The organism is Amycolatopsis sp. NPDC001319 (genome assembly GCF_042896185.1).
In the GTDB taxonomy this organism is placed as follows: domain Bacteria; phylum Actinomycetota; class Actinomycetes; order Mycobacteriales; family Pseudonocardiaceae; genus Amycolatopsis.
In genome coordinates this window covers 232695-256688 of the sequence record NZ_JBIAWY010000002.1, presented here as the reverse complement: position 1 = coordinate 256688, position 23994 = coordinate 232695, and the positions used below count along the sequence as shown (strand labels likewise).

Below are 23994 nucleotides of genomic sequence, written 5' to 3'. Positions count from 1 at the left end.
GCAGGCCGCTACGCCTGCGCTGTACCCAGGCGGACAGTCCCCTGGGTTGCGCTGCCGCGGCCGGCCCGGGCGTGCTCGGCGGCCTGGTCAGAGTTGACGCCGTTGTCATGGTTCCTCGCTGAGTCTTCCGAAGCTGCGGATTCCGGGGCAGGGGCGGGGGTTTCGGTCTTCTCGGCCGGCTTGTGGTGCAGCGCCTCGAGGATCCGGTCGCCGTAGGCGAGGAACTCGGCGCTGCGCCGCCAGGCCGCGTCCCGGGGGCGGGGCGCGTCGATCTTGACCTCGAGGGCGACCCGGGCCGGCGACGGGGAGAACACGAGCACGCGGTCGGCCAGCAGCACCGCCTCGTTCACGTCGTGGGTCACGAACATCGCCGTCTTCTTGGCGCTGACGGTGTCCGCCTGCCAGATGCGCAGGAGCTCGTCCTGCAGGTTCTCGCGCGTCTGCGCGTCGAGCGCACCGAAGGGCTCGTCGAGCAGCAGCAGGGTGGGGTCGGTGGCCAGCGCCCGCGCGAGGTTCACGCGCTGCTTCATGCCGCCCGACAGCTCGTGCGGGTACTTGCCGGTCACGTGGGACAGGCCCACGATCTCCAGCAGCTCCTCGGCCCGGGCGCGGACCTGCGGCGTGAGCCGGCCCTGCACCTGCGGTCCGAAGAGGACGTTGTCCAGCACCGTGCGCCAGGGGTAGAGCGACGCGTGCTGGAACACCAGCGATCGTTCGGGGCCGGGTCCCTTGACGGCCTTGCCGCCCACCTCGAGCGCACCGCCGGCGACCGGGACCAGCCCGGCGACGGCTTCGAGGAACGTGGTCTTGCCGCACCCGCTGGGTCCGACGATGACCACGAACTCCTCGTCCATGATCTGGAGGTTGAGGTCGAGGACCGCCGTGGAGAACGCGTTGCCGCGCCGGGCCTTGTGGCCCAGCAGCAGGTCACGCGCGTCCAGACATACATTCGACGAGGTCATCGGCCGACCGCCACCCCAACCGGTCGGACTTCTGGGTTGCTCACTACTGCTCCTCCTTGCTGATGGCTGCACTGCTATTCGCAAGGTGTCGACACTTCGGGAGAGTCTCTGCCCCGGCCCGGGCTGTGTCAAGGGTCGCAGTGAGACGGTCGCCATCATCCACCGGGAAAAAGATCTCTCCTGGCAAGGGAAATTCCTGGTCACCCAAGGGAAGCGGCGCGTCGATTCCCCTCGGTACGGATCGTCCCGTTATCGAGGTGTCATCACGAGCGAGGCCTCAACTGTCGACACTAGCCACTTCGTTCGACTGTCAGCGGGCCGCGCGGAGCAGCGCGACCGCAGTCGCGAAGGCGCCTTCGAGGTCGTGGACGAGGCCGCCGAGCACGTCGTCGATCCCGCGCAGCCCGGCGCGCTCGACGAGGGTCTTCTCGTTCGTGACCCACTCGCCCTGCGCGGCGAGCACGGCGTGCGCGGTCTGCAGCGCCGCGACGCCGACCGACGCCGCCGTCTCGGTGGTGTGCCCGCGCTCGACGTGCGCGCTCTTCGCGTAGCCGAGCGTCTGCTCCGCCGAAGCGCGCCAGAACTTCGGCGCGCTCTCCCGCAACGCCGGCGGGTACTCCGGACGCGGCAGCGTACCGCGCAGCACCTCGTTGATCGCGAGCTCGGCCACCACGAGGTAGCTCGGGATGCCGGCGAGGTGGAACGCGAGCGGCTCCCAGTGGAACCGCCCGGCCCGCGCCTCGGCCAGCTCGTGCTCCACCGAGCCGAGGTCGCGGTAGTGCACATCGACCCGCCGGCCGTCGATCGTGAGCCACGCGCCGCCGTTGAACACGCCACCGCCCCACTCGCCGAGCTCCGACACCTCGCCGGGATAGCCGAGCGCGCGCAGGTCACCGGGGTCGAAGGCACCGCGGTAGTAGACCGCCACGTCCCAGTCGCTGTCCGGGCCGGCGCTGCCCTGGGCGCGCGACCCGCCCAGCGCGACCGCCTCGACCCCGGGCAGTGCGCCCAGCACGTCGGCCACCTGGTCGGCAAAGATTTTCCCGTTGTTGTCCGGCATCGTCCGAACATGCCATGAACCCGGCGGATGATCGCTACGATTTCGCCACTTTCCGCACTCGACCTGGGGGTCCCCGCACATGCACCGCTTCCGCGCGCCCGTGGCGCTCGCCGCGGCCGCCACCGCGTTCGCGCTGGTCACCGCACCCGCCACCGCGGCCGCCACGCCGTTCGCCTCGACGATCTTCAAGGCCACCCACAACAGCTACTCCGGCGACGTGGACGGCGCGAAGGGCTCGATCACCTACCAGCTCGACCACGGCGTGCGCTTCGTCGAGTTCGACATCCACGACAACGGCTACGCCACCGCCCACGACTACGGCATCGGGCACGGCAGCCCGGGCGACCTCGTCGACCACGCCGGCAACCCCGCGTCGAACAACCTGCGCGACTGGCTCGCCGTGGTGAACACCTGGTCGGCCGCGCACCCCACGGCCGCGCCGATCGTGGTGATGCTCGACCTCAAGGACGACCTCACCGACAACACGTCGTTCGCCGCCGGCAACCTGGCCGCGGTGAACCAGGAGGTGCAGACCGCCTTCGGCCCGCGCCTGCTGCTCGCCAAGGACTACCCGGCGGGCGCGACCACGGACTCCTTGCGCGGCAAGGTGCTCACACTGCTCTCGGGCGACAGCGGCACGCGCGCCGAGTACCGCCGCGACGTCGGCTACCACCCGGCGGTGGCGATCAACGGCCGCGGCCAGGTCGTGGAGGTGCACGACTCCGGCGCCGGCGCGCTCTGGTACTGGACCGGCACCTACGGCGCCGACGGCCTTGTGACGTGGAACCGCCACGGCCGCTACGACAGCGGGCAGACCCCGGCGATCGCGCTCGACGACTCGGGCCGGCTCGTGGAGGTCCACCAGTCGCAGACCGCCACCACGCTCTGGTCGCACACGGCGCAGCTCGGCGCCGACGGCGAGCTGACCTGGTCGGCCAGCCGGCAGTACGACAACGGCGTGTCCCCCACCGTCGCCTTCACCGGCACCGGCGTGCGCGAGATCCACCGCAGCCAGTCCTCCACCCAGAACTGGCAGTGGCAGGGCACGCTCGACGCGTCCGGCGCGGTCACCTGGAGCGGCAACGCGAAGACCTCGGACGCGCTGTTCCCCAAGGCCACCGGCACGTCGGGCACCCGGCGGGTGACCGTGTCGACCGGTGCCGACGGGCCGACGCCCGCCCAGACCCTGCGCTACGCCACCGACCGCGTGAGCGGCCAGCGCGTGCGCTACCCGCAGGTCGCCTTCGACGAGTACCAGAAGGGCGACCCGGCGGAGCTGCAGCAGGACGCGTTGTTCTACGGCGCGCCCGCCACGGAGTCGGCGTTCATCACCTCGGCCCGCCAGAGCGGGCACCTGGTCCGCGGCTGGGACTTCGACTCGGCGGGGCTGGCCACGAACCCGCCGGCGAACTACGCGGCGACCAACCACCCGTGGGACGCGTGGTACCAGACGCTGACCTCGGGCGCGGCCCAGTAGCCGGGCGCCACAAGCGCGCGACGGGCCGGGCTCCCGCACCCCGACGGTGGGAGCCCGGCCCTGTCCCCGCAAGTGCCCACGCCGATCACCGTCCCTGGCGGGCGTCTCGGCCCGCCGTGACCGGCGCCGCACCACGTTCCCGGCGTTGCCCGGTGGTCCGCGCCAAGCGGAAAAGGCGGAAAATCAGTGCGGCAGCGCCACCTGCCGCGCCATCGCCGGCCGCGGAACTTCGCGTTCCGTGGCCGCGCGAAGCGTTGCCCGTTCAGGCGCAAGCCTTTCCGGCGCGCGTTCGCTCGCCTCGACTCTCGCCGGGGCCCGCGTGCAATGCTGCTCGAACCGCTCCATCAACACGGCGGCGACCATCAGGACCACGGGTGTACCCAGCGCGAACCACATGCATCCTGAGGTACCCAGCCGCGCCGCGACCGAACCGGCTTCTGCCCCGTCCGGGGGATTCGCGTTACCGGGCAAGGAAAACGGTGTTCACGCTGCCGATCTTCGCCGCCCGGGTCATGATCGACCGGTGAGCGGGCGGCGGGCAGCGAACTTCGGCATCTGGTTCTTCGGCGCACTGGGCGGGATCCTGTGGGGCTACGACACCGGGGTCATCTCCGGCGCGTTGCTCTACATCGGCCGCGACATCCCGTTGAGCCCCATCGTGCAGGGCATGGTCGTCTCCGGGCTGCTGGCCGGGTCGATGGCGGGCGCGGGCCTCGCGGGCCGGCTGGCCGACTCGCTGGGCCGGCGCCGGATGATCCTCGGCTCCGGGGTGGTGTTCATCGTCGGCACGGTCGGCGCCGCCCTGTCGGGCGCGGCGCCGATGCTCGTGGCCTTCCGGTTCGTGATGGGCATCGGCGTGGGGATCGCGTCGGTGGTGGTGCCGATGTACCTGTCGGAGCTCGCGCCGAAGGAAGTGCGCGGCAAGCTCACCTCGCTGATGCAGCTGCTGGTCACCGTCGGGATCCTGGTCGCCTACATCGCCGACTACGCGCTGTCGGGCTGGGGCGCGTGGCGGTGGATGATCGGGCTGGGCGTGGTGCCGGCCGTGCTGCTCGTCGCCGGGATCTACACGCAGCCCGAGAGCCCGCGCTGGCTCGCGGTCAACAAGCACGACGAACGCACGGCCCGCACGGTGCTCACGCGCCTGCGCGGCAGCGAGGACGCCGCCGACGCCGAGCTGGCCGACATCCGCGCCGGCGCCCGCGACGAAGCCGAACGCGCGGAACCCCTGCGGCTGCGGATGCTCGCGGGCGGCCGGCTGCGGAAGGTGTTCACGGTCGGGATGCTGCTCGTGTTCTTCCAGAACTTCGTGGGCATCAACACGATCATCTACTACGCGCCCACCCTGCTGACCAACGTCGGGTTCGGCTCGTCCGGGGCGATCCTCGCCAACGTGGGCATCGGCGCGGTGAACATGCTCATGACGCTGCCCGCGATGCGGCTGATCGACCGCGCGGGCCGGCGGCCGCTGCTGCTCGTGGGCGCGCTCGGCATGTGCGCGGCGATGGTGCTGCTGGCCGTGGTCAACCTCGGCGGGATGACGAAGGGACCGCTGCTGCTCGGGCTGACGCTGGCCGGGATCGCGGTGTACGTCGCGTCGTTCTCGGTGTCGTGGGGCCCGGTGCAGTGGGTCGCGCTGCCGGAGCTGTTCCCGTTGCGGATCCGCGCGGCGGCCGTGAGTGTCTGCGTGGTCTTCAACTGGCTGTTCAACCTCGCGGTCGCGCTCGTGTTCCCGCCGCTGCTGGACGCCTTCGGCGCCGGGCTGAACTTCCTGTTCTTCGCCGTGATGACGGCGCTCGCGTTCCTCTTCGTGTGGCGGCTGATGCCAGAGACGAAGGGTCGCAGCCTCGAGGACCTCGAACGCGAGCTCGTGGGTGCGTAAGCTGATCGGGTGCGGACACGACCGACCCTGACCTGGACCGGCACGGGTGAACCGCTCCCGCGCACCGGAAGCGTCGCCGAAGTGGCCGAGGTCGTCTCCCGCGGCCGCGTGGTGGTGCTGAGCGGGGCCGGGATCTCCACCGAGTCCGGCATTCCCGACTATCGCGGCGAGTCCGGCAGCCTGCGCCGGCACACCCCGATGACCTACGACGAGTTCACGACCAGCGCCGAGGGCCGCCGCCGCTACTGGGCCCGCAGCCACCTGGGCTGGCGCACCATCGCGCGCGCCGAACCCAACTCCGGGCACCACGCCGTCGCGGCCCTGCGCGAAGCGGGCCTGCTGTCCGGCGTCATCACGCAGAACGTCGACGGCCTGCACCGCGCGGCGGGCACGCGCGGCGTGGTGGAGCTGCATGGCAACCTCGACCGCGTGATCTGCCTCGGCTGCCGCCGCACCACGCCGCGCGAAGAGCTCGACGACCGCCTGCGCGCGGCCAACCCGGACTTCGGCGGCACCGCCACCCGCATCAACCCCGACGGCGACGTCGAGCTCGCCGAGGAATCCGTGCGCACGTTCACGCTCGTCGGCTGCACCGCGTGCGCCGGCGTGCTCAAGCCCGACGTGGTGTTCTTCGGCGAGAACGTGCCCCGCGCCCGGGTCGAGCGCTGTTACCGCCTGGTCGACGAGGCCTCGGCGGTGCTCGTCCTGGGCTCGTCGCTCACGGTCATGTCCGGCCTGCGCTTCGTCCGCCACGCCGCGAAAACCGGCAAACCCGTCCTGATCGTCAACCGCGGCCAGACCCGCGGCGACGCCCACGCGCGGGTTCGCGTCGACCTGCCGCTGGGCGAGGCGCTGACCGACCTGGTCGACCTGGTCGACCGCGTCGGCCGCCCCGCGCGCCTCGCCTGACGCGGGCCTACCGCAACCCGCGTGCGCCGGCCCAGGCGGAGATCGACGCGGCCAGCTCGGCGGGCCGGTCCTCCGGCGTGTGGTGGCCCGCCGGGACCGCGTGGTGCGCGTGGTCGAGCCCGGCGACGGTGTCGGCACACCACTTCTGCAGCTGCGGCCCCAGCATCACCCCGGGACCGGGTTCGAACGTCACGAGCAGCTTCGGCACATCGGCGCTCGCCGCGAGCCACTCGTCGTAGCGCGCGATCCGGGCGACGACGTCGGCGGGTTCGCCGTCGAGCGGCATCGCGCGCGGCCACTGCAGCAGCGGCAGCCGGCTCTCCCGGGTCGGATACGGCCGCAGGTACTCCCGCAAGTCCGCCGGCGCGAGCGCGCGGGACACCGAGCCGGGCAGCAGCTCGCGCAGGAACACGTTGTCGTCGAGCACCATCCGCTCGCCTTCGCCCGGGGTCTTGAGCGCCCGGAACAGCTCCCGGCCCGCGGCCGGGAACTCCGCCCACGTCAGGGGTTTCACGATCGTCTCGGTGAACGCGACCCCGCGCACGCGGCCCGGGTGGCGCGCCGCGAAGTCGAACGCGAGCGCGCCGCCCCAGTCGTGGCCGACGAGCACCACGTCGTCGAGGCCCAGGGCGTCGAACCACGCGTCGAGGTGGCGGGCGTGGTCGTCGAACCCGTACGCCAGCGGCGGTTTTCCCGAATCGCCCATGCCGATCAGGTCGGGCGCGAGCAGGCGCCCGCCCCCGGCCGCGGGCAGTACGTGCCGCCAGAGATAGGAGGACGTCGGGTTGCCGTGCAGGAACACCGACGGCGCGCCGTGGCCGGTTTCGCGGTGGTACACGGTCGAACCCAGCACAGCAGTGGTCGGCATGTCCGCCCGTCCCTCAGCGGAACGCGGCGACGGAACCCGCCACCCACTCGGCGAACGTCCGGGCCGGGTGGCCCAGCACCCGCTGCACGTCGGGGCTCACCCGGCGTTCCGCGGGCAGCGGCGAACCCAGTACACCCAGCGTCGCCTCGACGATCGGCGGCGGCATGAACTCCAGCATCCGCGCGCGGGCCTCGTCCGGCGTCTGCTCGGCGAACCGGACGGGCTCGCCGAGCGCGGCGCCGATCGCCGCCGCCCGCTCGCGCGGCGTCAGGGCCTCCGGACCGGTCACGTCGTACTCGGCGCCGTCGTGCGAGTCGTCCAGCAACGCCGCGGCGGCGACCGCCGCGATGTCCGCCGGGTCGACGAACGGGAGCGCCACGTCACCGAACGGAGCTTCGACGAGCCGTGAAGCCCGGACCGAAGGCGCCCATCCCAGGGTGTTGGTCGTGAACCCGCTCGGCCGCAGGATCGTCGCCGCCGGCACCGCCGAGCGCACGGCCTGTTCGTACGCCGTGAAAAACGCGTAAGCCTCCGGCCGGGTGGCCGCGCCCTGCGAGGAAAGCAGCACGAGCCGCCGCACTCCCCCGGCCTTCGCGACGTCGGCCAGCTCCGCCGGAGCCGGCCCGCCCGGGAACAGGAACAGCGTGTGCGCCCCGGCCAGCACCTCGCGCAGGGAATCGGGCGCGGCCAGGTCCGCCACCTGGTGCGTCACGCCGTCGGGCAGGTCGGCCGGCGCCGTCCGCGACACCGCCGTCACCGGTGCCCCCGCGGCCGCCAGTGCCGCCACCAGCGGACGGCCGATGTTGCCCGTCGCCCCCGTCACCACGATCATCTTCGTTACCCCAATCTTACGATCCACAGTGGTCACGAAGGTGCCGTGCGCGTCCCCCGGCCGGAAGGACGCACCTTTAAGTAAGCTCACGACATGGAGGAATGGACGCAGTTCGCGGGCCGGTCGACCCGTGACGGGTATGAGGTGTTTCACACCGACTGCCCGGCGCGGACGGTGCTCGACCACGTCACCAGCCGCTGGGGCGTGTGGGTGCTGATCGCCTTGCGGGAGCGGGAACTGCGGTTCTTCGAGCTCCGCCGCAGCATCGAAGGCGTGAGCGAGAAGATGCTGGCGCAGACGCTGCGCACCCTCGTGCGCGACGGCCTCGTGTGGCGCCGGGTCGAGCCCACCACGCCGCCGCAGGTCAGCTACGGCCTCACGCCGCTCGGCCGCGGCACCGGCGACCAGCTGTCGACGCTCTTCTCCTGGCTGCGCGACCACGCCGTCGACATCCTCGCCACGCAGTCCGGGTACGACGAGTCCGGCGGCCGGCAGAGCGCGTAGGCATGGCGGAGGAAGAACCCGGGGGCACGGCTGTCCCGAGGACCGGTCACGCCCGGCGCACGTTCCTGCTCGGCGCCGGTGCCGCCATCGCCGCCTCCGGCGCGCTGTCGGCCGCGTTGCACCACCCCGAGCCGGTGGAAGCGACGAGCGGGTTCGGCGCCGACTGGCTGTTCGGCCCGTTCGTGCCCGGCTGCACCGAAGTGGACTTCGACGACCGGTCCATGACGCTCGTGTCGGTGCCCCACTGCGTCACGCCGTTGTCGTGGGAGGGCTGGCACCCGAACGACTGGCAGCACCTGTGGGTGTACCGCCAGCACTTCTTCGTGCCGCCGCAGCTGCGCAAGAACCGCGCGTTCCTCCGGTTCGACGGGGTTCTCAGCGCCACCACCGTGTTCCTCAACGGCCGGCGCGTCGCCTCGCAGAGCGGCGGGTACCTGCCGCTCACGTGCGAGGTCACCGGGCTGCTCACCGACTCGGACAACGTGCTGGCCGTGGCCGTCGACGGCCGCTGGCAGCAGGACACTCCCCCGGACCTGCCCGAATACCCGAACCCGACGGCCATCGACTTCTACCAGCCCGCCGGGATCTACCGCACGGTCAACCTCTACGGCACCCCACAGGCCTACCTGTCCGATGTGTACGCCCAGCAGATCGCCGTGCTCACGCCGAACCGTGCCGTGGTGGTGCACTGCACCGTCGACGCGGCGAAGGCGGTGAAGGGGCCCGTGCGGCTCACGGCGACGCTGAGCCAGGCCGGCACCGAGATCGCCACCGCGGTCACCGACATGACGGGTCTGCGCAAGGGCGAGACGAACACCACCGTCACGCTCGAAGGCCTCGACGCGGTGAAGCTGTGGGACGTCGACGAGCCCGCGATGTGCGACATCCTGGTCACGCTCTCGGTCGGCGGGCGCAAGGTCCACACCTACCCCGTGCGGACCGGACTGCGCGACGCCCAGTTCACTGTGGACGGTTTCCGCCTCAACGGCCGGCCGCTGAAGCTCTTCGGGCTCAACCGCCACCAGTGGTACCCGTTCGTCGGCGGCGCGATGCCCGAGCGCGTGCAGCGGCGCGACGCGGAGATCCTCAAGAACGAGCTCAACGTCAACATGGTGCGCTGCTCGCACTACCCGCAGTCGCCCGCGTTCCTCGACGCGTGCGACGAGCTCGGCCTCCTCGTGTGGGAGGAGCTGCCCGGCTGGGACCACGTGGGCGACACGGCGTGGCAGGAGCTCGCGGTGCGCGACGTGCACGACATGATCGTGCGCGACCGCAACCACCCGTCGATCATCGTGTGGGGCACGCGCGTGAACGAGACGCTGGGCCAGTACACGCTCTACGGCAAGACCGACCAGCTGGCCGCCGAGCTCGACCCCATGCGGCCGTGCACCGGCGCGGTCGCCGGGCAGAAGGGCTACGTCTCGCCGTTGTACCCGGTGAAGGAGAACGGCGGCGTCTTCTCGTTCAACGACTACAGCCGCCCGCCCTCGCGCAACGCGCCGCCGCCGCTGCGCCCGCCGCGCCGGGGCGTGCCGTACCTGGTGAGCGAAGCCGTCGGCACGCTCGTGGGCGCGCCGTACTTCCGGCGCACCGACGCCGCCGACGTGCAGCGGGAGCAGAGCATGCTCCACGCGTGGGTGCATGAGCACGCGGCGGCCGACCCGCGCTACTGCGGTCTGATCGCGTGGTGCGGCTTCGACTACCCGTCCGGCTGGTACCACTCGCTGCGCGGGGTGAAGTACCCCGGCGTGGTCGACTTCTTCCGGATTCCCAAGCTGGGCGCGGGTTTCTACCGCGCGCAACGGGCCCCGTCGCGCGGCGCGGTGATCGAGCCCGCGTTCTACTGGGACTTCGGGCCCGGCTCTCCGCGCGGCGGACCCGGCCGCAACGCGCTGATCTGGTCGAACTGCGACCAGCTCGTGGTCACCGTCGCGGGCCGGCGGCCGGTCACCGTGCAGCCCGACCACGCGCGGTTCCCACACCTGAAGCACCCGCCGTTCGTGGTGAACCTGACCGTGACCGGGAAGGCGCGCCCGGACCTGACGATCGAGGGCCGGGTGAAGGGGCAGACGGTGCTGCGCCGCAGGTTCAGCGCCGACCCGACGTTCGACACGCTGGCCGTGGCCGCGGACGACGGCGCCATCACCGCCGACGGCCAGGACACCACGCGCGTCACGCTGCGGTCCGTGGACCGCTACGGCGCACCGCGCCCGCACGCCCGCGGGGTGCTCAGCGTCGCGGTCGACGGGCCGGGAGTCCTGATCGGCGAGCAGTTCCTGGACTTCGGCGCGCTCGGCGGCGCGGCGGCGGTGTGGATCCGCTCGATGCGCGACACGCCGGGGACGATCACCGTGACCGCGTCGCATCCGTTTCTGGACACGGGAACGGCCACGATCTCCGCGGTCTGAGCCACTCGCCGGACGCGGGTACGATCGAACCCGACGCCGGAGTGACACGAGAACGCCGGGAGGCGGCATGGCGCGAACGCTGACCCACACGGATCCGGCCGAGGTGACGTTGCAGCAGGCGCTCGACGCGCTGACCGATCCGGTGCGCCGCACGATCCTGCGCGAGCTCTCGGACGGGCCGGACTTCTCGCGCGCGTGCGGCACCTTCGACCTGCCGGTGTCGAAAGCGACGGCGAGCCACCACTTCGCGGTGCTGCGGTCCACGGGGCTGCTCGAACAGCTCGACCGCGGACCCCGCCGCTACAACCGGCTGCGCCGCTCCGAGTTCGACGCGCGCTTCCCCGGCCTGCTGGACCTGGTGCTCACCGAGCCCTGACGCCCGGCCGGGCATCCGTCCACTTCGGACTCTTCAGTCACGGGCCAGGCCGTCGAGCCACTTCAGCAGCAGCTGCGTCTCCTCGGTGCCGAGAGTGGTGTCCTCGGTGCGCAGGAGCGCGGCGAGCTGCAGGGCCGCGGTGGGCAGCGGGGCGGTCGAGCTGTCGGCCTCCTCGGTGCCGTTCTCGGGCGTGAGCAGGCTGTCGTGCACGGCGTCGCGCACGCGCCGCGACAGCTCGGGATCGGTGTAGACCTGCGGCTGGGTGACCATGTTGAGCGCGACCCCGATGTTCGCCGACATCACGCGCTGCGCGGCGGCGTCCGGGTCGACGCGCAGCCGGCCGATGGCGGCGCAGCGCACGAGCACCTCTCGCAGCAGCCGCAGCGCTTCCTGCGCGGCGCTGGGGATCTCGGTGAACGCCGGGGAGTACATCAGCCGGTAGACGGCCGGGTGCTCCTGCGCGAACGCGATGTGGGTGTCCCAGCCGTTCTTGAGGTCGGCGATCGGGTCGGCCGACGGCTCGGCCGCGCGTTTCGTGGCCAGGTAGCGGTCGAACCCGTGGTCCACGACAGCCGAGAGCAGGCCGTTCTTGTCGCCGAACAGGCGGTACAGCATCGGCGCGCCGACCCCGACCGCCTCGCACACGGCGCGCGTGGAGATGTCGCGGTCGGGCGAGGCGTCGAGCAGCTTCTCGGCGGCCTCCAGCATCTGGGTGCGGATGTCCATGCAGCCAGTGTAGCTCAGATAACTCATTCGCGTAGCATTGTTACGCACGTCATAGCGTCGCTACGGGTCATCCCTATCAACGATAGGGCCGCACCCCCGGAAGGAGTGCGGCCCGGCGCGGTCACCAGGTGACCGGCACGCTCGAAACCCCGCCCGTGACGCGGTTGGAGCGGACGTCGAGGTCGTCGACGTCCACGGCCAGGCGCAGGTTCGGGAAGCGGCGGAACAGCACACTGAACACCACGCGCAGCTCGGTGCGCGCGAGGCTCGCGCCGATGCAGAAGAACCCGCCGTAGCCGAACGCGATGTGGGAGTTGGGTTTGCGGTCCGCGTCGAACTCCTCGGGGTCGGCGAACACGCCGGCGTCGCGGTTGGCCGACGACGTCGAGATCATCACGGCGTCGCCCCGCCGGATCGCGACCCCGCCGATCTCCACGTCCTCGTGGGCGTAGCGCAGCAGGCCGAGGCCGCCCGGCGCGGACATCCGCAGGATCTCCTCGACGGTGCTGTGCACGCGGCCCTCGGGGTCGGCGGCCAGCGCGTCGCGGCGCGCGAGGTCGGTGAGCAGGAACAGCACGCCGAGGTCGATGCGGTTCGACGTGGTCTCGTGGCCGGCGAAGAGCAGGCCCGCGGCCAGCCGGCCGAGGTCGTCGTCGGTGAACGTCGGATCGTCGGCCTGCGCGGCGACGAGGTCGGACACGACGTCCTGCGCCGGCTCCGCGCGCTTCTTGTCGGCCAGCTCGCCCATGTACGCGGCGAACTCGTCCATCGCGAGCTTCGCGTCGCCGCCGCTGTCGAGCACGCCGATGCGGTCGGACAGGTCGCGGAACTTGTCCCGGTCGGCGTACGGCACGCCGAGCAGCTCGCAGATCACCAGCACCGGCAAGGGGAACGACAGGAAGTCGTGCAGGTTCACGGGTTCGCCGCCCGCGGCGTCGTGCGCGGCCTCGAGCTCGTCGAGGCACCGGTCGGCGAGCTCCTGGACGTGCTCGCCGAGCTTGCGCATCCGGTTGGCAGAGAACGCCGGGACCAGCAGGCGCCGCAGCCGTGCGTGCTCGGCCTCTTCGGTCTCGTAGTCGCCCCGCGGTCCGCTCAGCAACGCGGCGTCGGACACCGCCGAGGCCTCCTCCGGCTTCGGGTGCGAACGGCCGAAGCGCGGGTCGGTGAACACCGCGCGGGCCTCCTCGAACCGCGTCACGAGCCAGGCCGGGTCGCCGGCCGGCGTCGTCACCCGCGCGATCGGGCCTTCGCGGCGCAGAACCTGGTACAGGGGCGCGATCTCGAGCACGTTCGGCCGGTCGAACGGCAGCCGTGGCGCACGCTCGGTGGTGGTCATCGGGTCTCCTCCTCGGGTGACGGTTTCCGGGCCCGCGCACGCACCGTCGCGAGCCAGCTCAGTTCCTGCTCCGCCCGGCGGCCGACCTCGGCCAGCACCAGCCGGCTCCACGGGTTCTCCTGCGCCTCGGCGAGCTTCCCCAGCCGCTCGCCCTGAGCCACGAGCGCGGTCTCCCGCGCGTCGAGCACCCGCAGCCGTTCCGCGGGCTCGAGCCAGCCGAACCCGGCGAGCCGCGAGAGGAACTCGGTCGCATCGCCGGCCAGGTCGGGCGGCAGATCCGCGAGCAGGTCGTGCAGCAGTTCACGGCCGACGTCGGTGATCGTGTAGACGTGCCGCGGCGGCTTGCCCTCCTGCGTCTCGGCGCTGCGCGTGACGGCACCGGCTTCGGCGAAGCGGCGCAGCGCCGGGTAGAGCGAGTTGTTGGACAGCGCCCGGCCGCTGGACTCCTCGACCTTCCGGCGCAGTTCGTAGCCGTGCATGGGCTGCTTGGCGAGGCTCGCGAGCAGCAGGACGTCGATCCACATCTAGGTCACCGTAACCTAGGTTATCGTGACCCACCAACGGCCGAACGAGTCACGTCGGCGGAAAATCCCCGTCAGGCGCGCAGGACGGCCGCGCCGGTGAACCGGCCCGCCGCGAGGTCCGCCAGCGCCTCGTCCGCGCGGGCCAGCGCGTACGGACGCGTGGTCACTTCGAGGTGGTGGCGGCCGGCGAAGGCGAGGAACTCCCGGGCGTCGGCTCGCGTGTTGGCCGTGACGCTGCGGAGCTGCCGCTCCTGGAACAGGTGCCGCTGGTAGTTCAGCACGGGCACGTCGGAAAGGTGGATGCCCGCGATCGCAAGCGTTCCGCCGCGGTCCAGCGCGGCCAGCGCGCCGGGCACCAGCCCGCCGGCGGGGGCGAACAGGATCGCCGAGTCGAGCGGCTCGGGCGGCGGCTCGTCGCCCGCCGAGGCGGCCCCGAGGTCGAGCGCGAGCCGCTGCGCCGCGCGGCCGCGCGTGACCACGTGGACGGTCGCGCCCCGCGCGAGAGCCACCTGCGTGGCGAGGTGCGCGCTGCCGCCGAAGCCGTACACGCCGAGGCGCCCGCCTTCGGGCACTTCGGCCCGCAGCAGCGCGCGGTAGCCGATGAGCCCGGCGCACAGCAGCGGCGCCAGCTCGTCGTCGCCGTAACCGGCGGGCAGGGGGAGGGCGTAGTCCGCTGGGACCACGGCGTACTCCGCGTAGCCGCCGTCGGCGTCCCAGCCCGTGTAAAGCGATGCGGGGCACAGGTTTTCCGTGCCCTGCAAGCAGAACTTGCACGTGCCGCACGTGTGGCGCAGCCACGCGATCCCGACGCGGTCACCGATGGCGAAGGTGCCGCTCGCGCTTTCACCGAGGGCGGCGACCTCGCCGACCACCTCGTGCCCGGGGGTCACCGCCGGCCGGTGCACCGGCAGATCCCCTTCCGCCACGTGGAGATCCGTGCGGCACACGCCGCACACGAGCACCCGCACGAGCAGTTCACCGGGCGCCGGTTCGGGCACCGGTCCGTTCGCGGGCGTCAGCGGCGCGGTGCCGATCGGCCCCGGCGCCGTGACGCGCCACGACCGCATGGTGGCCGGCAGTCCCGTCATCGCCGCTCCTTCGTCCGGGAACCCGAACGTACCGCGCGCGGTGCGGGGCGGCGGGCTTTCCCCCGCCCCGCACCACCCGGTCGGTCAGCGGCCGCTCCACTGGAAGGTGACGGTGGCGCCGGGGCCCACGGTCGCGTCGAACGAGCGGTCACCCGAGACGACGGTGAACTTCTGCTCGGTCTTCGCGGTGTTCAGCGCGACCACGGTGGTCGAGCGGTCGGGGGTCGTGAACGCGACCGCCTCGATCGGCGTGCTGCTGCCGCTGGTGTAGACCACGGACGACGCGATGCGCACCGAGCCCGGCGGCACGAACTTCGAGAAGTGCTCGATGTCGCGGTACTGGTCGTTGTAGGTCACGGCCTTCGTCTGCGAGTTCACGGTGACGGTGCCGTTGCAGGTGCCGCAGCCGCCCAGGTGCGGGCCGTGGTTCTCGTCGAGCGCGATGTTCCAGTCGATGGAGCTGCGGCCCCAGTTGCGCATCACGCCGAGGATCGTCGACGAGTCGCCGCCCTCGCACTCGGTCATGAAGATGTCCTTGCCGGGGAACGAAGCCTTGAGCGGCGTCTGGGCGTCGGACGAACCGTAGTAGCAGTGGTAGGCGGTGCCCGCCATCCACTTCGCGGCCGGGGTGGACAGCAGGTCGTACGGGTACTCCGGCTGCGGGTCCTCACCGGCCCGCTGGTGCGAGGCGATGTCGCCGGGGTGCTCGCTCCAGTTGTGGTCGAAGCCGAGGATCTTCGTGTCGAGCCCGGCGGCGTGGATGGCGGGGCCGAGCGCCTCGATGACCTTCGCCTCCTGCTGCCACGGCAGATCGGTGCCCGGGTAGTTGTTGCGCTCCAGTGCCTGCGGCTCGTTCTGCACGGTCAGGTAGTCCACGTGCACGCCGGCGTTGCGGTAGGCCTGCAGGAACTTCACGAGGTACAGCGCGTAGGCGCGGTAGATCTTCGGCGAGTCGATGAGCTTGCCGTCGATCATCGAGCCGGACGTCTTCATCCAGCCCGGCATGCTCCACGGGCTCGCGACGATTTCCAGCTGCGGGTTGAGCTTCTTCGCCTGGCGCACGAGCGGGAGGATCTGCGCTTCGTCGTGGGCGATGGAGAAGTGCTTCATGTCGTAGTCGGTCTGCCCGGCCGGCAGGTCGTCGTAGCTGTAGTCCTGGCCGACGGCGAAGTCCGACGCGCCGATGGGCTGGCGCAGGAAGCTGATGCCCGCGCCGGCGCGCGGGTCGAAGAGGTTCTTCATGACCTCGTCGCGGTTGACCGGGGTGAGGCCGTAGAGCACCTGGGCCGACGAGTCGGTGATGGCCGCGCCGAAGCCGGACACGGTCTGGAACTTGACGCCGCCGTCGACGCGGACCGTCGTGGGTGCCGCCGCGGCCGGGCTCTGCCAGCTCAGCTGCGTGTCGACGGGCGTGGCGTCACCGGGGTTCGTGAGCCACTCGTGGACCGTCCGCGACACGGCGGCCGGCGCGGACGGGTTTGCGGCGGCGGGCGCGATCTCGGGCCCGGAGGCGGCGGTCGCCGACCCGGCCGCCACGGTCACGGCGGCCGCCGCGGCCGTCACCGAACACAGCACTCTTCGCAAGCGCGGCATGCAGATTCCTTCGTTTCACGGGGAAAACCCAGCGGACACGGCACCTGATCGGCACCGCGGGGAACCCGGGCCCGCGTTGGCGGCCGCGACCGGGGGTCCGCACCGACACAACCAAACCGCCGGCGCCGTGACAAGATCCCCGCTCCGGTTTCCCTTCGTTCAGGCGGTTTGTCCGCACGTCCGGCCCTTTCCCGTGCCACTGACCGGCAACCGCCCGCGCCGGTTCCCGTTGCCGGGCAAGGCAATTCAGCCCGCTGAACGCGGACTCGTTACGGTGGCCCGAATCCACTCACGTGAGGAGATCCCCGGTGGGCACCCTTCGCCACGGCCTGTACCTGCCGCCGTTCGGACCGTTCGGCGACCCGGCGGTGCTGGTCGAGCTCGCCGTCCGAGCCGAGGCCGCCGGCTGGGACGGGGTGTTCCTGTGGGACCACGTCGTGCCCGGCGAGCCGCCGATCGCGGACCCGTGGACCACGCTCGCCGCGATCGCCCAGGCGACGAGCACGATCCTGCTCGGCCCGATGGTCACTCCCCCGGCGCGGCGCCGGCCGTGGGTGCTCGCCCGCCAGGCCTCCACCGTCAGCCGCCTCTCGCGCGGACGGCTCGTCCTGGGGACCGGCCTCGGCTCCGACGAGACCGGCGACTTCACCCGCTTCGGCGAGCCCCTCGGCCCCCGCTCGGCGAAGTTCGACGAGGCCTTGGCGATCATGCGCGCCGTCTGGTCGGGCGCCGAGGTGCACCACCGCGGCACCCACTTCCACGTCGACCTCGACGCCGGCGCACCCGAGCCCCACCCCATCCCCGTCTGGACCGCCCTGTCCACCGACCACCCGCGCGTCCTCGCCCGCGCCACCAGGGGCGACGGCATCTTCCCCCTCGCCGGCCCCCACCCGCCGGCACCGGACGAGCTGGCCCGCCTGGTCACCGCCACGCGCCCACCGGGCCGCCCCTTCGCCGTCGCGGTGGCCGGCAACGCCAGCCCCGCCTGGGACCACCCCTCACCGGTCGACCTAGGCGCACTGACCGAGGCGGGCCTGACGTGGTGGCTCGAATCGCTCATCCACTTCGACCCCCTCGACCTCTCCATGACGGTCGTCGACGCCGGGCCGCCACGCCGCTGAGACCTCCAGCCGAACGCGACCCCGCATTCGACACCGGAGCCCCCGGCCCACAGTCGCAACGAGGCCACCATCGACCCCGGCACGTTCACCACGCCGCCCCCGGGCCCCGCACCGTCGTCGACGCCGAGCACCCCGGCCGGCAACCTGGCGCTCTCACCAAAGCCGACCGCGCTCTCGACCTCTCGATGGCGGTCGTCGACGCCGGGCCGCCACGCCGGTGAGGGCGTGGCCTGCCCGGGTGGGCCGGGGCTGATACTTTCGGGACGACCACGGTTGAGCACCCAGCCGTCACCAGACCGTGTCCCGGCTCGAGGCCGGGCACCGGGCCTGCTGTCAGCGGCTGTCTGGCGGGCCCGTGACCGCGGAGGGAACCTGTCGTGACCGACGACCTCAGAGCGGCCGGCGCGCGGCGCCTGCCCACGCTCGACATCACCACCACGACCGCCGGCGGCACGACGGTGGTCACCGCCGCCGGGGAGATCGACACGGCGGTGTCGGACGCGTTGCGAGACCAGCTCGTCGCGGCCCTCGAAGCGCGCCCCGGCGTGCTCGTCGTGGATCTGTCCGAAGTGCCGTTCTGCGACTCCAGCGGCCTGTCGGTGCTGATCGACGTGCGGGGCCGCGCGACCGAGGCCGGGATCCCGTTCCGCATCGTGACGCAGCAGCGCGGCCTGCTGCGGCCGATCGGGCTGCTGCACCTCGACTCGGTGCTGGAGATCCACCCGGACCTGGAGGCGGCCACGTCGTAGTGCGAGGCCGCCGCGGCGGGCCTAATGTCCTCGCATGAGCGATCTGCCACGATTTCCCGAGGAGCCCAACCAGCCGCCGCCCTCCAACGAACCCCCACGTCCGGCCGTGCCCAGCACCATCACGGTCGCGTTCTGGGCGTTCGTCGTCTCGACCGTGATCGGCATCGTCGGCGCCCTGCTGCTGTTCGGGCAGAAGGACGACCTCATCGACGCCGCGCGCCGCACCAACCCGAACCTCGGCCAGGCCCAGCTCGACCAGGCCGCGAACATCGCGCTCATCGTGGCGGTCGTGATCGCGGTGATCATCGCGCTGCTGTACCTGCTGTTCGCGGTGAAACTGCGGGCCGGGCGCAACTGGGCGCGGATCGTGCTGACCGTGCTCACGGTGCTGCAGGTCCTGTCGCTCATCGCGGGCAGCGGCGGCACCTGGCTGAGCTACCTCTCGGCACTCGCGGCCGTGATCGGCGTCGTGTTCTCGTTCCTCGGCGACTCCAACGCCTACATCGCGGCTGGCAGGCAGGTTCGGCGGTAACCATTCCGGCGGTGGCTGGCGGCTCTAGTGCACGTGCACTATTCTGGGTGTTCGGTTGAGCCACCAGCCGCCGCGATTTCACCGCGCTCCGGGAGCGTTGGCGCCGATCGGCTGGAAGCCTGAACTCCGGTCCGGGTCGGCCGTCACCCGGGTGCGCGGCCTACGAGAGGCGGGCCGCCATGAGCGCCCTACGCCGCACGAAAGCCCCGTCCGTCAGAGTCGGCCACGTCGACCCGAAACACCTGCTCACCCTGCACGTCCACCGGCCTGTCCCCGGAGCTTCCGTGGTGGAGGTGGTCGGCGAGGTCGACCTCTGCACCGCGCCCCACCTCGCCGAAGTCGTCGAGGCCCGCATCCGCAGCACGGTCGGCGTGGTGATCATCGACCTGAGCCGCACCACGTTCCTCGCCGTCGCCGGCCTCAAGGTCCTGCGCCGCATGCAACTGCTGGCCCAGCTGTTCGACACCGACTTCTACGTCGATCCCGGCGACTCGCACCCCGCTCGCCGCCTGCTCGAGCTCATGCCGCTCGGCTGCGAACGCCCGGGCGCCGCCGCGGGCCTCTCGCCGGTCGACGTCCCCGGCCAGCGGCGGCTCACCCCCTGAGGGTTTCCCGCCGCACCCCGCGAAACCCGGGCCCCGGTGGCAAGATCACCACGGGGACCACCACCGCGGACGCCGGGAGAGCACCATGCGCATCGGTTTCACCCTGCCCCAGTTCGGCCCGTTCGCCGGAGACGGCTCGGGCGTCACCCGCTTCGCCCGGCGCGCCGAGGAGCTCGGCGCCGCGAGCCTCTGGGTCGGCGACCGCCTGCTCGCACCGGTGCACCCGAAGGTCGGGTACGGCGGCTCCGACGCGATCCCGGCGGAGTTCTCCGTGCGGCTCGACCCGTTCGCACTGCTGGCCGCCGCGGCCGCGGTCACCGAGCGGGTGCGGCTCGGCACCAACGTGCTCAACGCGCCCTGGTACCCGCCCGCCCTGCTGGCGCGCTCGCTCACCACGATCGACGCGCTCAGCGGCGGCCGGCTGGTCCCGGGGCTCGGCACGGGCTGGTCTCCCGAGGAGTACGAGGCCGTGAACGTGCCGATGACCGAACGCGGCGCGCGGCTCGACGAATGCCTCGACGCCCTCGAAGCGCTGTGGACGACCGATCCCGCCGAGTACCGCGGCCGGCACTGGACCGTGCCCGAGACCCACGACTCGTTCAAGCCCGTCCGCACGCCGCCGGTGTACCTGGCCGGGTACGCACCGGCCGCGATGCGCCGGATCGCGCGGCGGGCGGCCGGCTGGCTCCCGGTGATCACGCCGCCGGCCGAGTACGACCCGGCGACCGCGATCCTCGCTCCGCTGGCCAACCTGCGGCAGCTGGCCGCCGACGCCGGCCGCGACCCCGCGGAGCTGGGCGCCATCCTGCGCGTCTATCCGCGGGCCGACGCCGGCGTGGCCGACGTGGTCACGGCCATCGAGCGCACCGCCCAGGACACCGACCTGGACGACGTGTTCGTGGACCTCACCTTCACCGCGCGCAGCACCGACCACGCGCTGGAGCTGGTGGAGACGATCCTGGGGCAGACTTCGCACGAGCCCGCGTGACGCGTTCACCCTCCGTTGGTTGCCCGCCGGGGTCCGGAGTGTCGAAGATGTCGGGATGATCGAGCGCCACCACCACCGGCACGAGTCCGACGAGAACGACGGGCTCGCCGAAGCCGCCCGGCACGCCGGCTTCGACCTCGGGACCGACATCGCCCAGCCGGTGGCCGGGCACGACCACAACGCTTTCGACGCGGAGGTCGACCTCGGCGTGGACGGTGAGCCGCCGCAGCTGCGCGACTGAGCCAAGATCGTCCCCGGGCACGAGGATGGCCCCCGACCGGAGCCAGGTCGGGGGCCATCGTCTCGGGGCCGGTGCGCCGTGCCCGCCTCTCGGCAGTTCGCACGACGCGGCGCCGGCCGGATGCCTTCCGCAGCCGGACCGAGCACCGCTTCGACGAGGGGTGAGCCCGGCGGACACGAGCGCATCGGCCGCCTCGTTCAACATCACGAGCGGCGATCGCTATTCCCGCTCAGGCGGGCCCGGATCCGGGGTCGCGGAAGTCGTCGGGGCTGACCTCGTCGAGCAGGTCGCGGAACTGGCGGATCTCGTCCTCGGTACCCACGCCCGGCTCTCCGCCGAGCGCTTCGGCCGGGTCCTCGCCGCCGGCCACCGTCACGTCCACCGCGGCCTCGGCCAGCACGGCCTCGGCGACGTCGATGGGCGCGTGGGCGCGCAGCCCCACCGCGATCGCGTCGCTGGGCCGCGCCGAGACGCGCACGCCGTCCGAGAGCACCAGGTCGGCGTGGAAGATGCTGTCGCGCAGCTCGGTGACCTCGACGCTCGTCACGTGCCGCCCGAACGCCGACACCACCTCGAGGATGAGCTCGACCGTGCCCGGCCGGACGGAGGTCACCTGTTCCTGCGCGGCGGCCAGTTCCTGTGCCTCCGGCGCGCCGATGGTGATGGCCAGCCAGCGGCGCTGCCCCGTTTCCTCACGCAGCAGCACCACCGGCGCCACCTCCTGGGCGACGACGGCGAGGCCCTGGACCCGCACTTGCACCATGTGGTTCACCCGCTTCCGGACTGAGATCCCCCTCGGGGACATACCCAGTGTCGCGCGCGGGCACGCGTACCCGCGCGGGGTGGGGTCAGGTAAAACTGGACACGGCGGCCACGAACTCGGCCGCCACGTCGTAGAGCTTGCGGTTTCCGTCCTGCGAACGCTTCACCAGCCGTTGGAAAGCCTCTTCGGCGGTGATGCGGTGCGCGGCCATCAGGATGCCTTTGGCCTGGTCGATCACGGCTCGCGTCTCGAGCGCGCGGTTGAGCTGCGCCACCAGCTCCTGCGCGTCGAAGTAGCGCCGCGCGCTGCGCAGGCCGAACACCACCGTGGCGGTGTAGAGCTCCAGGATTTTCACCTCGAGGTCGCTGAACCCGTGTTCACCGAACCCGAACAGGTTCATCGCGCCGCTCATGTCGCCGTCGACGGTGAGCGGGGCGGCGAGGAAGCTCGCCACGCCGAGCTCCTCGGCGGCCGAGGCGAACTGCGGCCACTGGTCGGCCACGGCGCCCACCCCGACCCGCACGGGCGCGCCGGTCTCGGCCGCGCGCAGGCACGGCCCGTCGCCGATGCGGTACTGCTCGCGGTCGAAGTTCACCGCGCGCTGGTCGGTGCTGGCGACGGTCTCCCCGACGCCGTCCCGGACCAGCGTGATGCTGGCCATGTCCGCTCCGGCGACCACACCGACCACGTGCTCGCAGACCGCCTGCAGCATCTGGCCGAGATCGAGTTCCTGGTGGTCGAGCATCGCGGTCAGCGACTCCATCGCCACGGTGACTTCGTCAAGCCGCGCGGATAGCCGTTCCTGGCCGCCGGTCATGTTTCCCAGGCCCCTTCTCTTGGGTACTTGAAGGGCGCTGCTGACCAGGCGAGACCCGGGCGCGCGCCACCACTGGCCGCTAGCGCTTTAACGGGTCCTCGGGCGACATTACTGCATCCCGATCACCTGTCCGACACGCGGTGCCGCTCCCTCCGCACCGCCCGGTCGGTGAAAAGAACCGAGGTGTCGAAGCCCGGCCGAGTGGGTATGCGGGGGGCATGGAGAACGAAGCAGCCGGCAGCTCGCCGAGCCACGGGATGCCGGCGGTCGACCACCTGCTCGACGAGGTGATCGAGCTGCGCCTGCCCGCCGAGACCGGGCAGATCCCGCTGGTGCGGATGCTGGCCCAGGCCGTGGCCGCGCGCGCCGACTACGGGCTCGACGCGATCGCCGACGCGAAGATGGCCGTGGACGAGGCCTGCGCGCAGCTCGTCGAGCTCGCCGACCTCGGCGAGACGATGACGTGCCGCTTCCGCGTGGCACCCGAGGGCATCGCGATCACCGTCGCGACCCGCACCGGGCACGCCCGGCTGCCGAGCGAGCGCAGCTTCGGCTGGCACGTGCTCACGACGCTGGCCACCGCCGTGTCGGCCACCAGCACCCCCGCTGCCGACACCGCGGGCAACACCCTGGCCATCCAGCTGGAGCTGGCCCCGGGGACGGCCCGGTGAACAAGCCGCCGGTCACCCGGCGCCGTGACGAGTACGCCCACACGGTGCCGCTGTTCGAAGAGTTCGCCGCCCTCGACGCGGACGATCCGCACCGCCCGCGCCTGCGCGAACAGCTCGTGACGGAGTTCCTCCCCGTCGCCGAGCACATCGCCACGCGCTTCACCGGCCGCGGCGAGCCCCGCGAAGACCTCGTGCAGGTGGCCCGGATCGGGCTGATCAACGCGATCGACCGGTTCACCCCGGACCGCGGCCCCGACTTCCTGTCCTTCGCCGTGCCCACGATCATGGGCGAGATCCGCCGCCACTTCCGCGACACGGGCTGGTCCGTGCGCGTGCCGCGCCGGCTGAAGGAACTGCACCTGTCCCTCAGCCACGGCTCGAGCGCGCTGTCGCAGACCCTCGGCCGCGCACCCACTCCGACCGAGCTCGCCGAGCACTTGGGACTCGATGTCACCGAAGTCCACGAAGGTCTCATCGCCGGCAACGCCTACCAGACGCTGTCGGTCGACAAGCCCGTGCACGACGACGCGGAACCCCTGTCGCTCGCGGACACCCTCGGCGAGGAGGACGCGGAACTCGAGCACATCGAAAACCACGAGGCGCTGGAACCGCTGCTGCGCGAACTGCCCCAGCGCGAACGCGCGATCCTCGTGATGCGCTTCTTCGGCGGTCTCACGCAAACCCAGATCGCCGACCGCGTGGGCATTTCCCAGATGCACGTCTCGCGCCTGCTGTCACAGACCCTGGAACAACTTCGCGGAAAACTCACCACCGACCCGTGAGCACGGCAATAATCGAAATCTTTTCACCGGACACGCCTGAAACCGCCACGCGGCAACGGAAATCTCCGCGGTCAGCGCAGCCGCACCCGTTACGGAAAAACGATTTCTTCACCCGCCGGAGCGACCCCGTTGTCCGCCCCTTCGTCTTCTGCAAGGATTCATTCCCGTCCACGACGAAGG

General features: G+C 71.9%; 26 protein-coding genes. 14 read left to right on the top strand and 12 right to left on the bottom strand.

The window, feature by feature from the left end:
* Positions 1-8 precede the first annotated feature (8 nt).
* Together ACFY1H_RS06895 and ACFY1H_RS06890 are read right to left on the bottom strand one after the other, a co-directional pair.
* A complete protein-coding gene (locus tag ACFY1H_RS06895) occupies positions 9-962 on the bottom strand; it encodes an ABC transporter ATP-binding protein (protein ID WP_366576613.1) in 954 nt (317 codons plus the stop codon).
* Positions 963-1272: 310 nt separating this feature from the next.
* On the bottom strand, positions 1273-2022 hold the full coding sequence (locus tag ACFY1H_RS06890) for a nucleotidyltransferase domain-containing protein (protein ID WP_386945139.1): 750 nt from the start codon (positions 2020-2022) through the stop codon (positions 1273-1275).
* 79 nt (positions 2023-2101) lie between these two features.
* Here ACFY1H_RS06890 and ACFY1H_RS06885 point away from each other — a divergent pair, with 79 nt between their 5' ends.
* On the top strand, positions 2102-3499 hold the full coding sequence (locus tag ACFY1H_RS06885; protein WP_386945137.1) for a hypothetical protein: 1398 nt from the start codon (positions 2102-2104) through the stop codon (positions 3497-3499).
* A gap of 183 nt (positions 3500-3682) precedes the next feature.
* Here ACFY1H_RS06885 and ACFY1H_RS06880 read toward each other — a convergent pair whose 3' ends face one another.
* Positions 3683-3895: a hypothetical protein gene (locus ACFY1H_RS06880; protein WP_386945135.1), complete on the bottom strand. Its 213-nt coding sequence runs from the start codon at positions 3893-3895 to the stop codon at positions 3683-3685.
* A gap of 127 nt (positions 3896-4022) precedes the next feature.
* Here ACFY1H_RS06880 and ACFY1H_RS06875 point away from each other — a divergent pair, with 127 nt between their 5' ends.
* Both ACFY1H_RS06875 and ACFY1H_RS06870 read left to right on the top strand, forming a co-directional pair.
* Positions 4023-5381 (top strand): sugar porter family MFS transporter, encoded by a 1359-nt coding sequence (locus ACFY1H_RS06875; RefSeq protein WP_366576621.1) that lies wholly within the window; start codon positions 4023-4025, stop codon positions 5379-5381.
* A 9-nt stretch (positions 5382-5390) separates the two neighbouring features.
* The gene (locus ACFY1H_RS06870; protein ID WP_366576623.1) at positions 5391-6290 is read left to right on the top strand and encodes an NAD-dependent protein deacetylase; all 900 of its coding nucleotides are present in this window, start codon (positions 5391-5393) and stop codon (positions 6288-6290) included.
* Between the two features lie 7 nt (positions 6291-6297).
* Here ACFY1H_RS06870 and ACFY1H_RS06865 read toward each other — a convergent pair whose 3' ends face one another.
* Positions 6298-7158, bottom strand: a complete 861-nt coding sequence (locus ACFY1H_RS06865) for a haloalkane dehalogenase (protein ID WP_386945133.1) — start codon at positions 7156-7158, stop codon at positions 6298-6300.
* A gap of 13 nt (positions 7159-7171) precedes the next feature.
* A complete protein-coding gene (locus tag ACFY1H_RS06860) occupies positions 7172-7990 on the bottom strand; it encodes an NAD(P)H-binding protein (protein WP_386945131.1) in 819 nt (272 codons plus the stop codon).
* A 93-nt stretch (positions 7991-8083) separates the two neighbouring features.
* On the opposite strand from ACFY1H_RS06860, the gene ACFY1H_RS06855 reads away from it, so the two are divergent.
* The 3 genes from ACFY1H_RS06855 to ACFY1H_RS06845 all read left to right on the top strand — a co-directional run bounded on the left by ACFY1H_RS06855 (position 8084) and on the right by ACFY1H_RS06845 (position 11278).
* Positions 8084-8494, top strand: a complete 411-nt coding sequence (locus tag ACFY1H_RS06855) for a helix-turn-helix domain-containing protein (protein WP_366576629.1) — start codon at positions 8084-8086, stop codon at positions 8492-8494.
* Positions 8495-8496: 2 nt separating this feature from the next.
* Complete coding sequence (locus tag ACFY1H_RS06850; protein WP_386945129.1) at positions 8497-10902, top strand: glycoside hydrolase family 2 protein; 2406 nt, start codon at positions 8497-8499, stop codon at positions 10900-10902.
* A 67-nt stretch (positions 10903-10969) separates the two neighbouring features.
* Complete coding sequence (locus tag ACFY1H_RS06845) at positions 10970-11278, top strand: helix-turn-helix transcriptional regulator (protein WP_220241202.1); 309 nt, start codon at positions 10970-10972, stop codon at positions 11276-11278.
* Positions 11279-11311: 33 nt separating this feature from the next.
* Here the strand turns inward: ACFY1H_RS06845 and ACFY1H_RS06840 are convergent, their stop codons facing one another.
* The 5 genes from ACFY1H_RS06840 to ACFY1H_RS06820 form a co-directional block, all read right to left on the bottom strand.
* Entirely contained in the window at positions 11312-12004 is a 693-nt protein-coding gene (locus tag ACFY1H_RS06840; protein WP_386945127.1) for a TetR/AcrR family transcriptional regulator, read from the bottom strand.
* Between the two features lie 121 nt (positions 12005-12125).
* Positions 12126-13340, bottom strand: coding sequence for a cytochrome P450 (locus tag ACFY1H_RS06835; RefSeq protein WP_386945125.1), 1215 nt, complete (start codon positions 13338-13340; stop codon positions 12126-12128).
* Positions 13337-13864 carry a PadR family transcriptional regulator gene (locus tag ACFY1H_RS06830; RefSeq protein WP_366576637.1) on the bottom strand — a complete coding sequence of 176 codons (528 nt, stop codon included), beginning with the start codon at positions 13862-13864 and terminating at the stop codon, positions 13337-13339. Before ACFY1H_RS06830 ends, ACFY1H_RS06835 begins: the two co-directional genes overlap by 4 nt.
* Before the next feature lie 71 nt (positions 13865-13935).
* Positions 13936-14931 (bottom strand): zinc-binding alcohol dehydrogenase family protein, encoded by a 996-nt coding sequence (locus tag ACFY1H_RS06825; RefSeq protein ID WP_386945937.1) that lies wholly within the window; start codon positions 14929-14931, stop codon positions 13936-13938.
* A 105-nt stretch (positions 14932-15036) separates the two neighbouring features.
* On the bottom strand, positions 15037-16545 hold the full coding sequence (locus tag ACFY1H_RS06820; RefSeq protein ID WP_366576639.1) for a glycoside hydrolase family 30 beta sandwich domain-containing protein: 1509 nt from the start codon (positions 16543-16545) through the stop codon (positions 15037-15039).
* A 308-nt stretch (positions 16546-16853) separates the two neighbouring features.
* On the opposite strand from ACFY1H_RS06820, the gene ACFY1H_RS06815 reads away from it, so the two are divergent.
* The 6 genes from ACFY1H_RS06815 (at position 16854) to ACFY1H_RS06790 (ending at position 20781) form a co-directional block, all read left to right on the top strand.
* Positions 16854-17666: an LLM class flavin-dependent oxidoreductase gene (locus ACFY1H_RS06815; protein WP_386945122.1), complete on the top strand. Its 813-nt coding sequence runs from the start codon at positions 16854-16856 to the stop codon at positions 17664-17666.
* A 377-nt stretch (positions 17667-18043) separates the two neighbouring features.
* Positions 18044-18415 (top strand): STAS domain-containing protein, encoded by a 372-nt coding sequence (locus ACFY1H_RS06810; RefSeq protein WP_366576643.1) that lies wholly within the window; start codon positions 18044-18046, stop codon positions 18413-18415.
* 34 nt (positions 18416-18449) lie between these two features.
* A complete protein-coding gene (locus ACFY1H_RS06805; protein ID WP_366576645.1) occupies positions 18450-18947 on the top strand; it encodes a hypothetical protein in 498 nt (165 codons plus the stop codon).
* A 179-nt stretch (positions 18948-19126) separates the two neighbouring features.
* Positions 19127-19552, top strand: coding sequence for an STAS domain-containing protein (locus ACFY1H_RS06800; protein WP_366576647.1), 426 nt, complete (start codon positions 19127-19129; stop codon positions 19550-19552).
* Positions 19553-19637: 85 nt separating this feature from the next.
* Positions 19638-20540, top strand: coding sequence for a TIGR03619 family F420-dependent LLM class oxidoreductase (locus tag ACFY1H_RS06795; protein WP_366576649.1), 903 nt, complete (start codon positions 19638-19640; stop codon positions 20538-20540).
* 55 nt (positions 20541-20595) lie between these two features.
* Positions 20596-20781 carry a hypothetical protein gene (locus tag ACFY1H_RS06790; protein ID WP_366576651.1) on the top strand — a complete coding sequence of 62 codons (186 nt, stop codon included), beginning with the start codon at positions 20596-20598 and terminating at the stop codon, positions 20779-20781.
* Between the two features lie 229 nt (positions 20782-21010).
* Here ACFY1H_RS06790 and ACFY1H_RS06785 read toward each other — a convergent pair whose 3' ends face one another.
* Both ACFY1H_RS06785 and ACFY1H_RS06780 read right to left on the bottom strand, forming a co-directional pair.
* Positions 21011-21544, bottom strand: coding sequence for a bifunctional nuclease family protein (locus ACFY1H_RS06785; protein ID WP_366576653.1), 534 nt, complete (start codon positions 21542-21544; stop codon positions 21011-21013).
* A gap of 85 nt (positions 21545-21629) precedes the next feature.
* Positions 21630-22361, bottom strand: coding sequence for a GAF and ANTAR domain-containing protein (locus ACFY1H_RS06780; RefSeq protein WP_366576655.1), 732 nt, complete (start codon positions 22359-22361; stop codon positions 21630-21632).
* A 218-nt stretch (positions 22362-22579) separates the two neighbouring features.
* On the opposite strand from ACFY1H_RS06780, the gene ACFY1H_RS06775 reads away from it, so the two are divergent.
* Complete coding sequence (locus ACFY1H_RS06775) at positions 22580-23032, top strand: ATP-binding protein (RefSeq protein ID WP_386945119.1); 453 nt, start codon at positions 22580-22582, stop codon at positions 23030-23032.
* Positions 23029-23814, top strand: a complete 786-nt coding sequence (locus tag ACFY1H_RS06770; RefSeq protein WP_366576659.1) for a SigB/SigF/SigG family RNA polymerase sigma factor — start codon at positions 23029-23031, stop codon at positions 23812-23814. The genes ACFY1H_RS06775 and ACFY1H_RS06770 overlap by 4 nt, the downstream gene beginning before the upstream one ends.
* Positions 23815-23994 lie beyond the last annotated feature (180 nt).

Excerpts from the sequence above, each read along its gene's own strand:
- ACFY1H_RS06865 (WP_386945133.1), bottom strand. The coding sequence starts at position 7,158 with ATGCCGACCACTGCTGTGCTGGGTTCGACCGTGTACCACCGCGAAACC.
- ACFY1H_RS06845 (WP_220241202.1), top strand. The coding sequence starts at position 10,970 with ATGGCGCGAACGCTGACCCACACGGATCCGGCCGAGGTGACGTTGCAG.
- ACFY1H_RS06880 (WP_386945135.1), bottom strand. The coding sequence starts at position 3,895 with ATGTGGTTCGCGCTGGGTACACCCGTGGTCCTGATGGTCGCCGCCGTG.
- ACFY1H_RS06835 (WP_386945125.1), bottom strand. The coding sequence starts at position 13,340 with ATGACCACCACCGAGCGTGCGCCACGGCTGCCGTTCGACCGGCCGAAC.
- ACFY1H_RS06860 (WP_386945131.1), bottom strand. The coding sequence starts at position 7,990 with ATGATCGTGGTGACGGGGGCGACGGGCAACATCGGCCGTCCGCTGGTG.
- ACFY1H_RS06790 (WP_366576651.1), top strand. The coding sequence starts at position 20,596 with ATGATCGAGCGCCACCACCACCGGCACGAGTCCGACGAGAACGACGGG.
- ACFY1H_RS06825 (WP_386945937.1), bottom strand. The coding sequence starts at position 14,931 with ATGCGGTCGTGGCGCGTCACGGCGCCGGGGCCGATCGGCACCGCGCCG.
- ACFY1H_RS06895 (WP_366576613.1), bottom strand. The coding sequence starts at position 962 with ATGACCTCGTCGAATGTATGTCTGGACGCGCGTGACCTGCTGCTGGGC.
- ACFY1H_RS06840 (WP_386945127.1), bottom strand. The coding sequence starts at position 12,004 with ATGGACATCCGCACCCAGATGCTGGAGGCCGCCGAGAAGCTGCTCGAC.
- ACFY1H_RS06890 (WP_386945139.1), bottom strand. The coding sequence starts at position 2,022 with ATGCCGGACAACAACGGGAAAATCTTTGCCGACCAGGTGGCCGACGTG.
- ACFY1H_RS06800 (WP_366576647.1), top strand. The coding sequence starts at position 19,127 with ATGAGCGCCCTACGCCGCACGAAAGCCCCGTCCGTCAGAGTCGGCCAC.
- ACFY1H_RS06885 (WP_386945137.1), top strand. The coding sequence starts at position 2,102 with ATGCACCGCTTCCGCGCGCCCGTGGCGCTCGCCGCGGCCGCCACCGCG.
- ACFY1H_RS06805 (WP_366576645.1), top strand. The coding sequence starts at position 18,450 with ATGAGCGATCTGCCACGATTTCCCGAGGAGCCCAACCAGCCGCCGCCC.
- ACFY1H_RS06780 (WP_366576655.1), bottom strand. The coding sequence starts at position 22,361 with ATGACCGGCGGCCAGGAACGGCTATCCGCGCGGCTTGACGAAGTCACC.
- ACFY1H_RS06775 (WP_386945119.1), top strand. The coding sequence starts at position 22,580 with ATGGAGAACGAAGCAGCCGGCAGCTCGCCGAGCCACGGGATGCCGGCG.
- ACFY1H_RS06785 (WP_366576653.1), bottom strand. The coding sequence starts at position 21,544 with ATGGTGCAAGTGCGGGTCCAGGGCCTCGCCGTCGTCGCCCAGGAGGTG.
- ACFY1H_RS06850 (WP_386945129.1), top strand. The coding sequence starts at position 8,497 with ATGGCGGAGGAAGAACCCGGGGGCACGGCTGTCCCGAGGACCGGTCAC.
- ACFY1H_RS06855 (WP_366576629.1), top strand. The coding sequence starts at position 8,084 with ATGGAGGAATGGACGCAGTTCGCGGGCCGGTCGACCCGTGACGGGTAT.
- ACFY1H_RS06830 (WP_366576637.1), bottom strand. The coding sequence starts at position 13,864 with ATGTGGATCGACGTCCTGCTGCTCGCGAGCCTCGCCAAGCAGCCCATG.
- ACFY1H_RS06820 (WP_366576639.1), bottom strand. The coding sequence starts at position 16,545 with ATGCCGCGCTTGCGAAGAGTGCTGTGTTCGGTGACGGCCGCGGCGGCC.
- ACFY1H_RS06795 (WP_366576649.1), top strand. The coding sequence starts at position 19,638 with ATGCGCATCGGTTTCACCCTGCCCCAGTTCGGCCCGTTCGCCGGAGAC.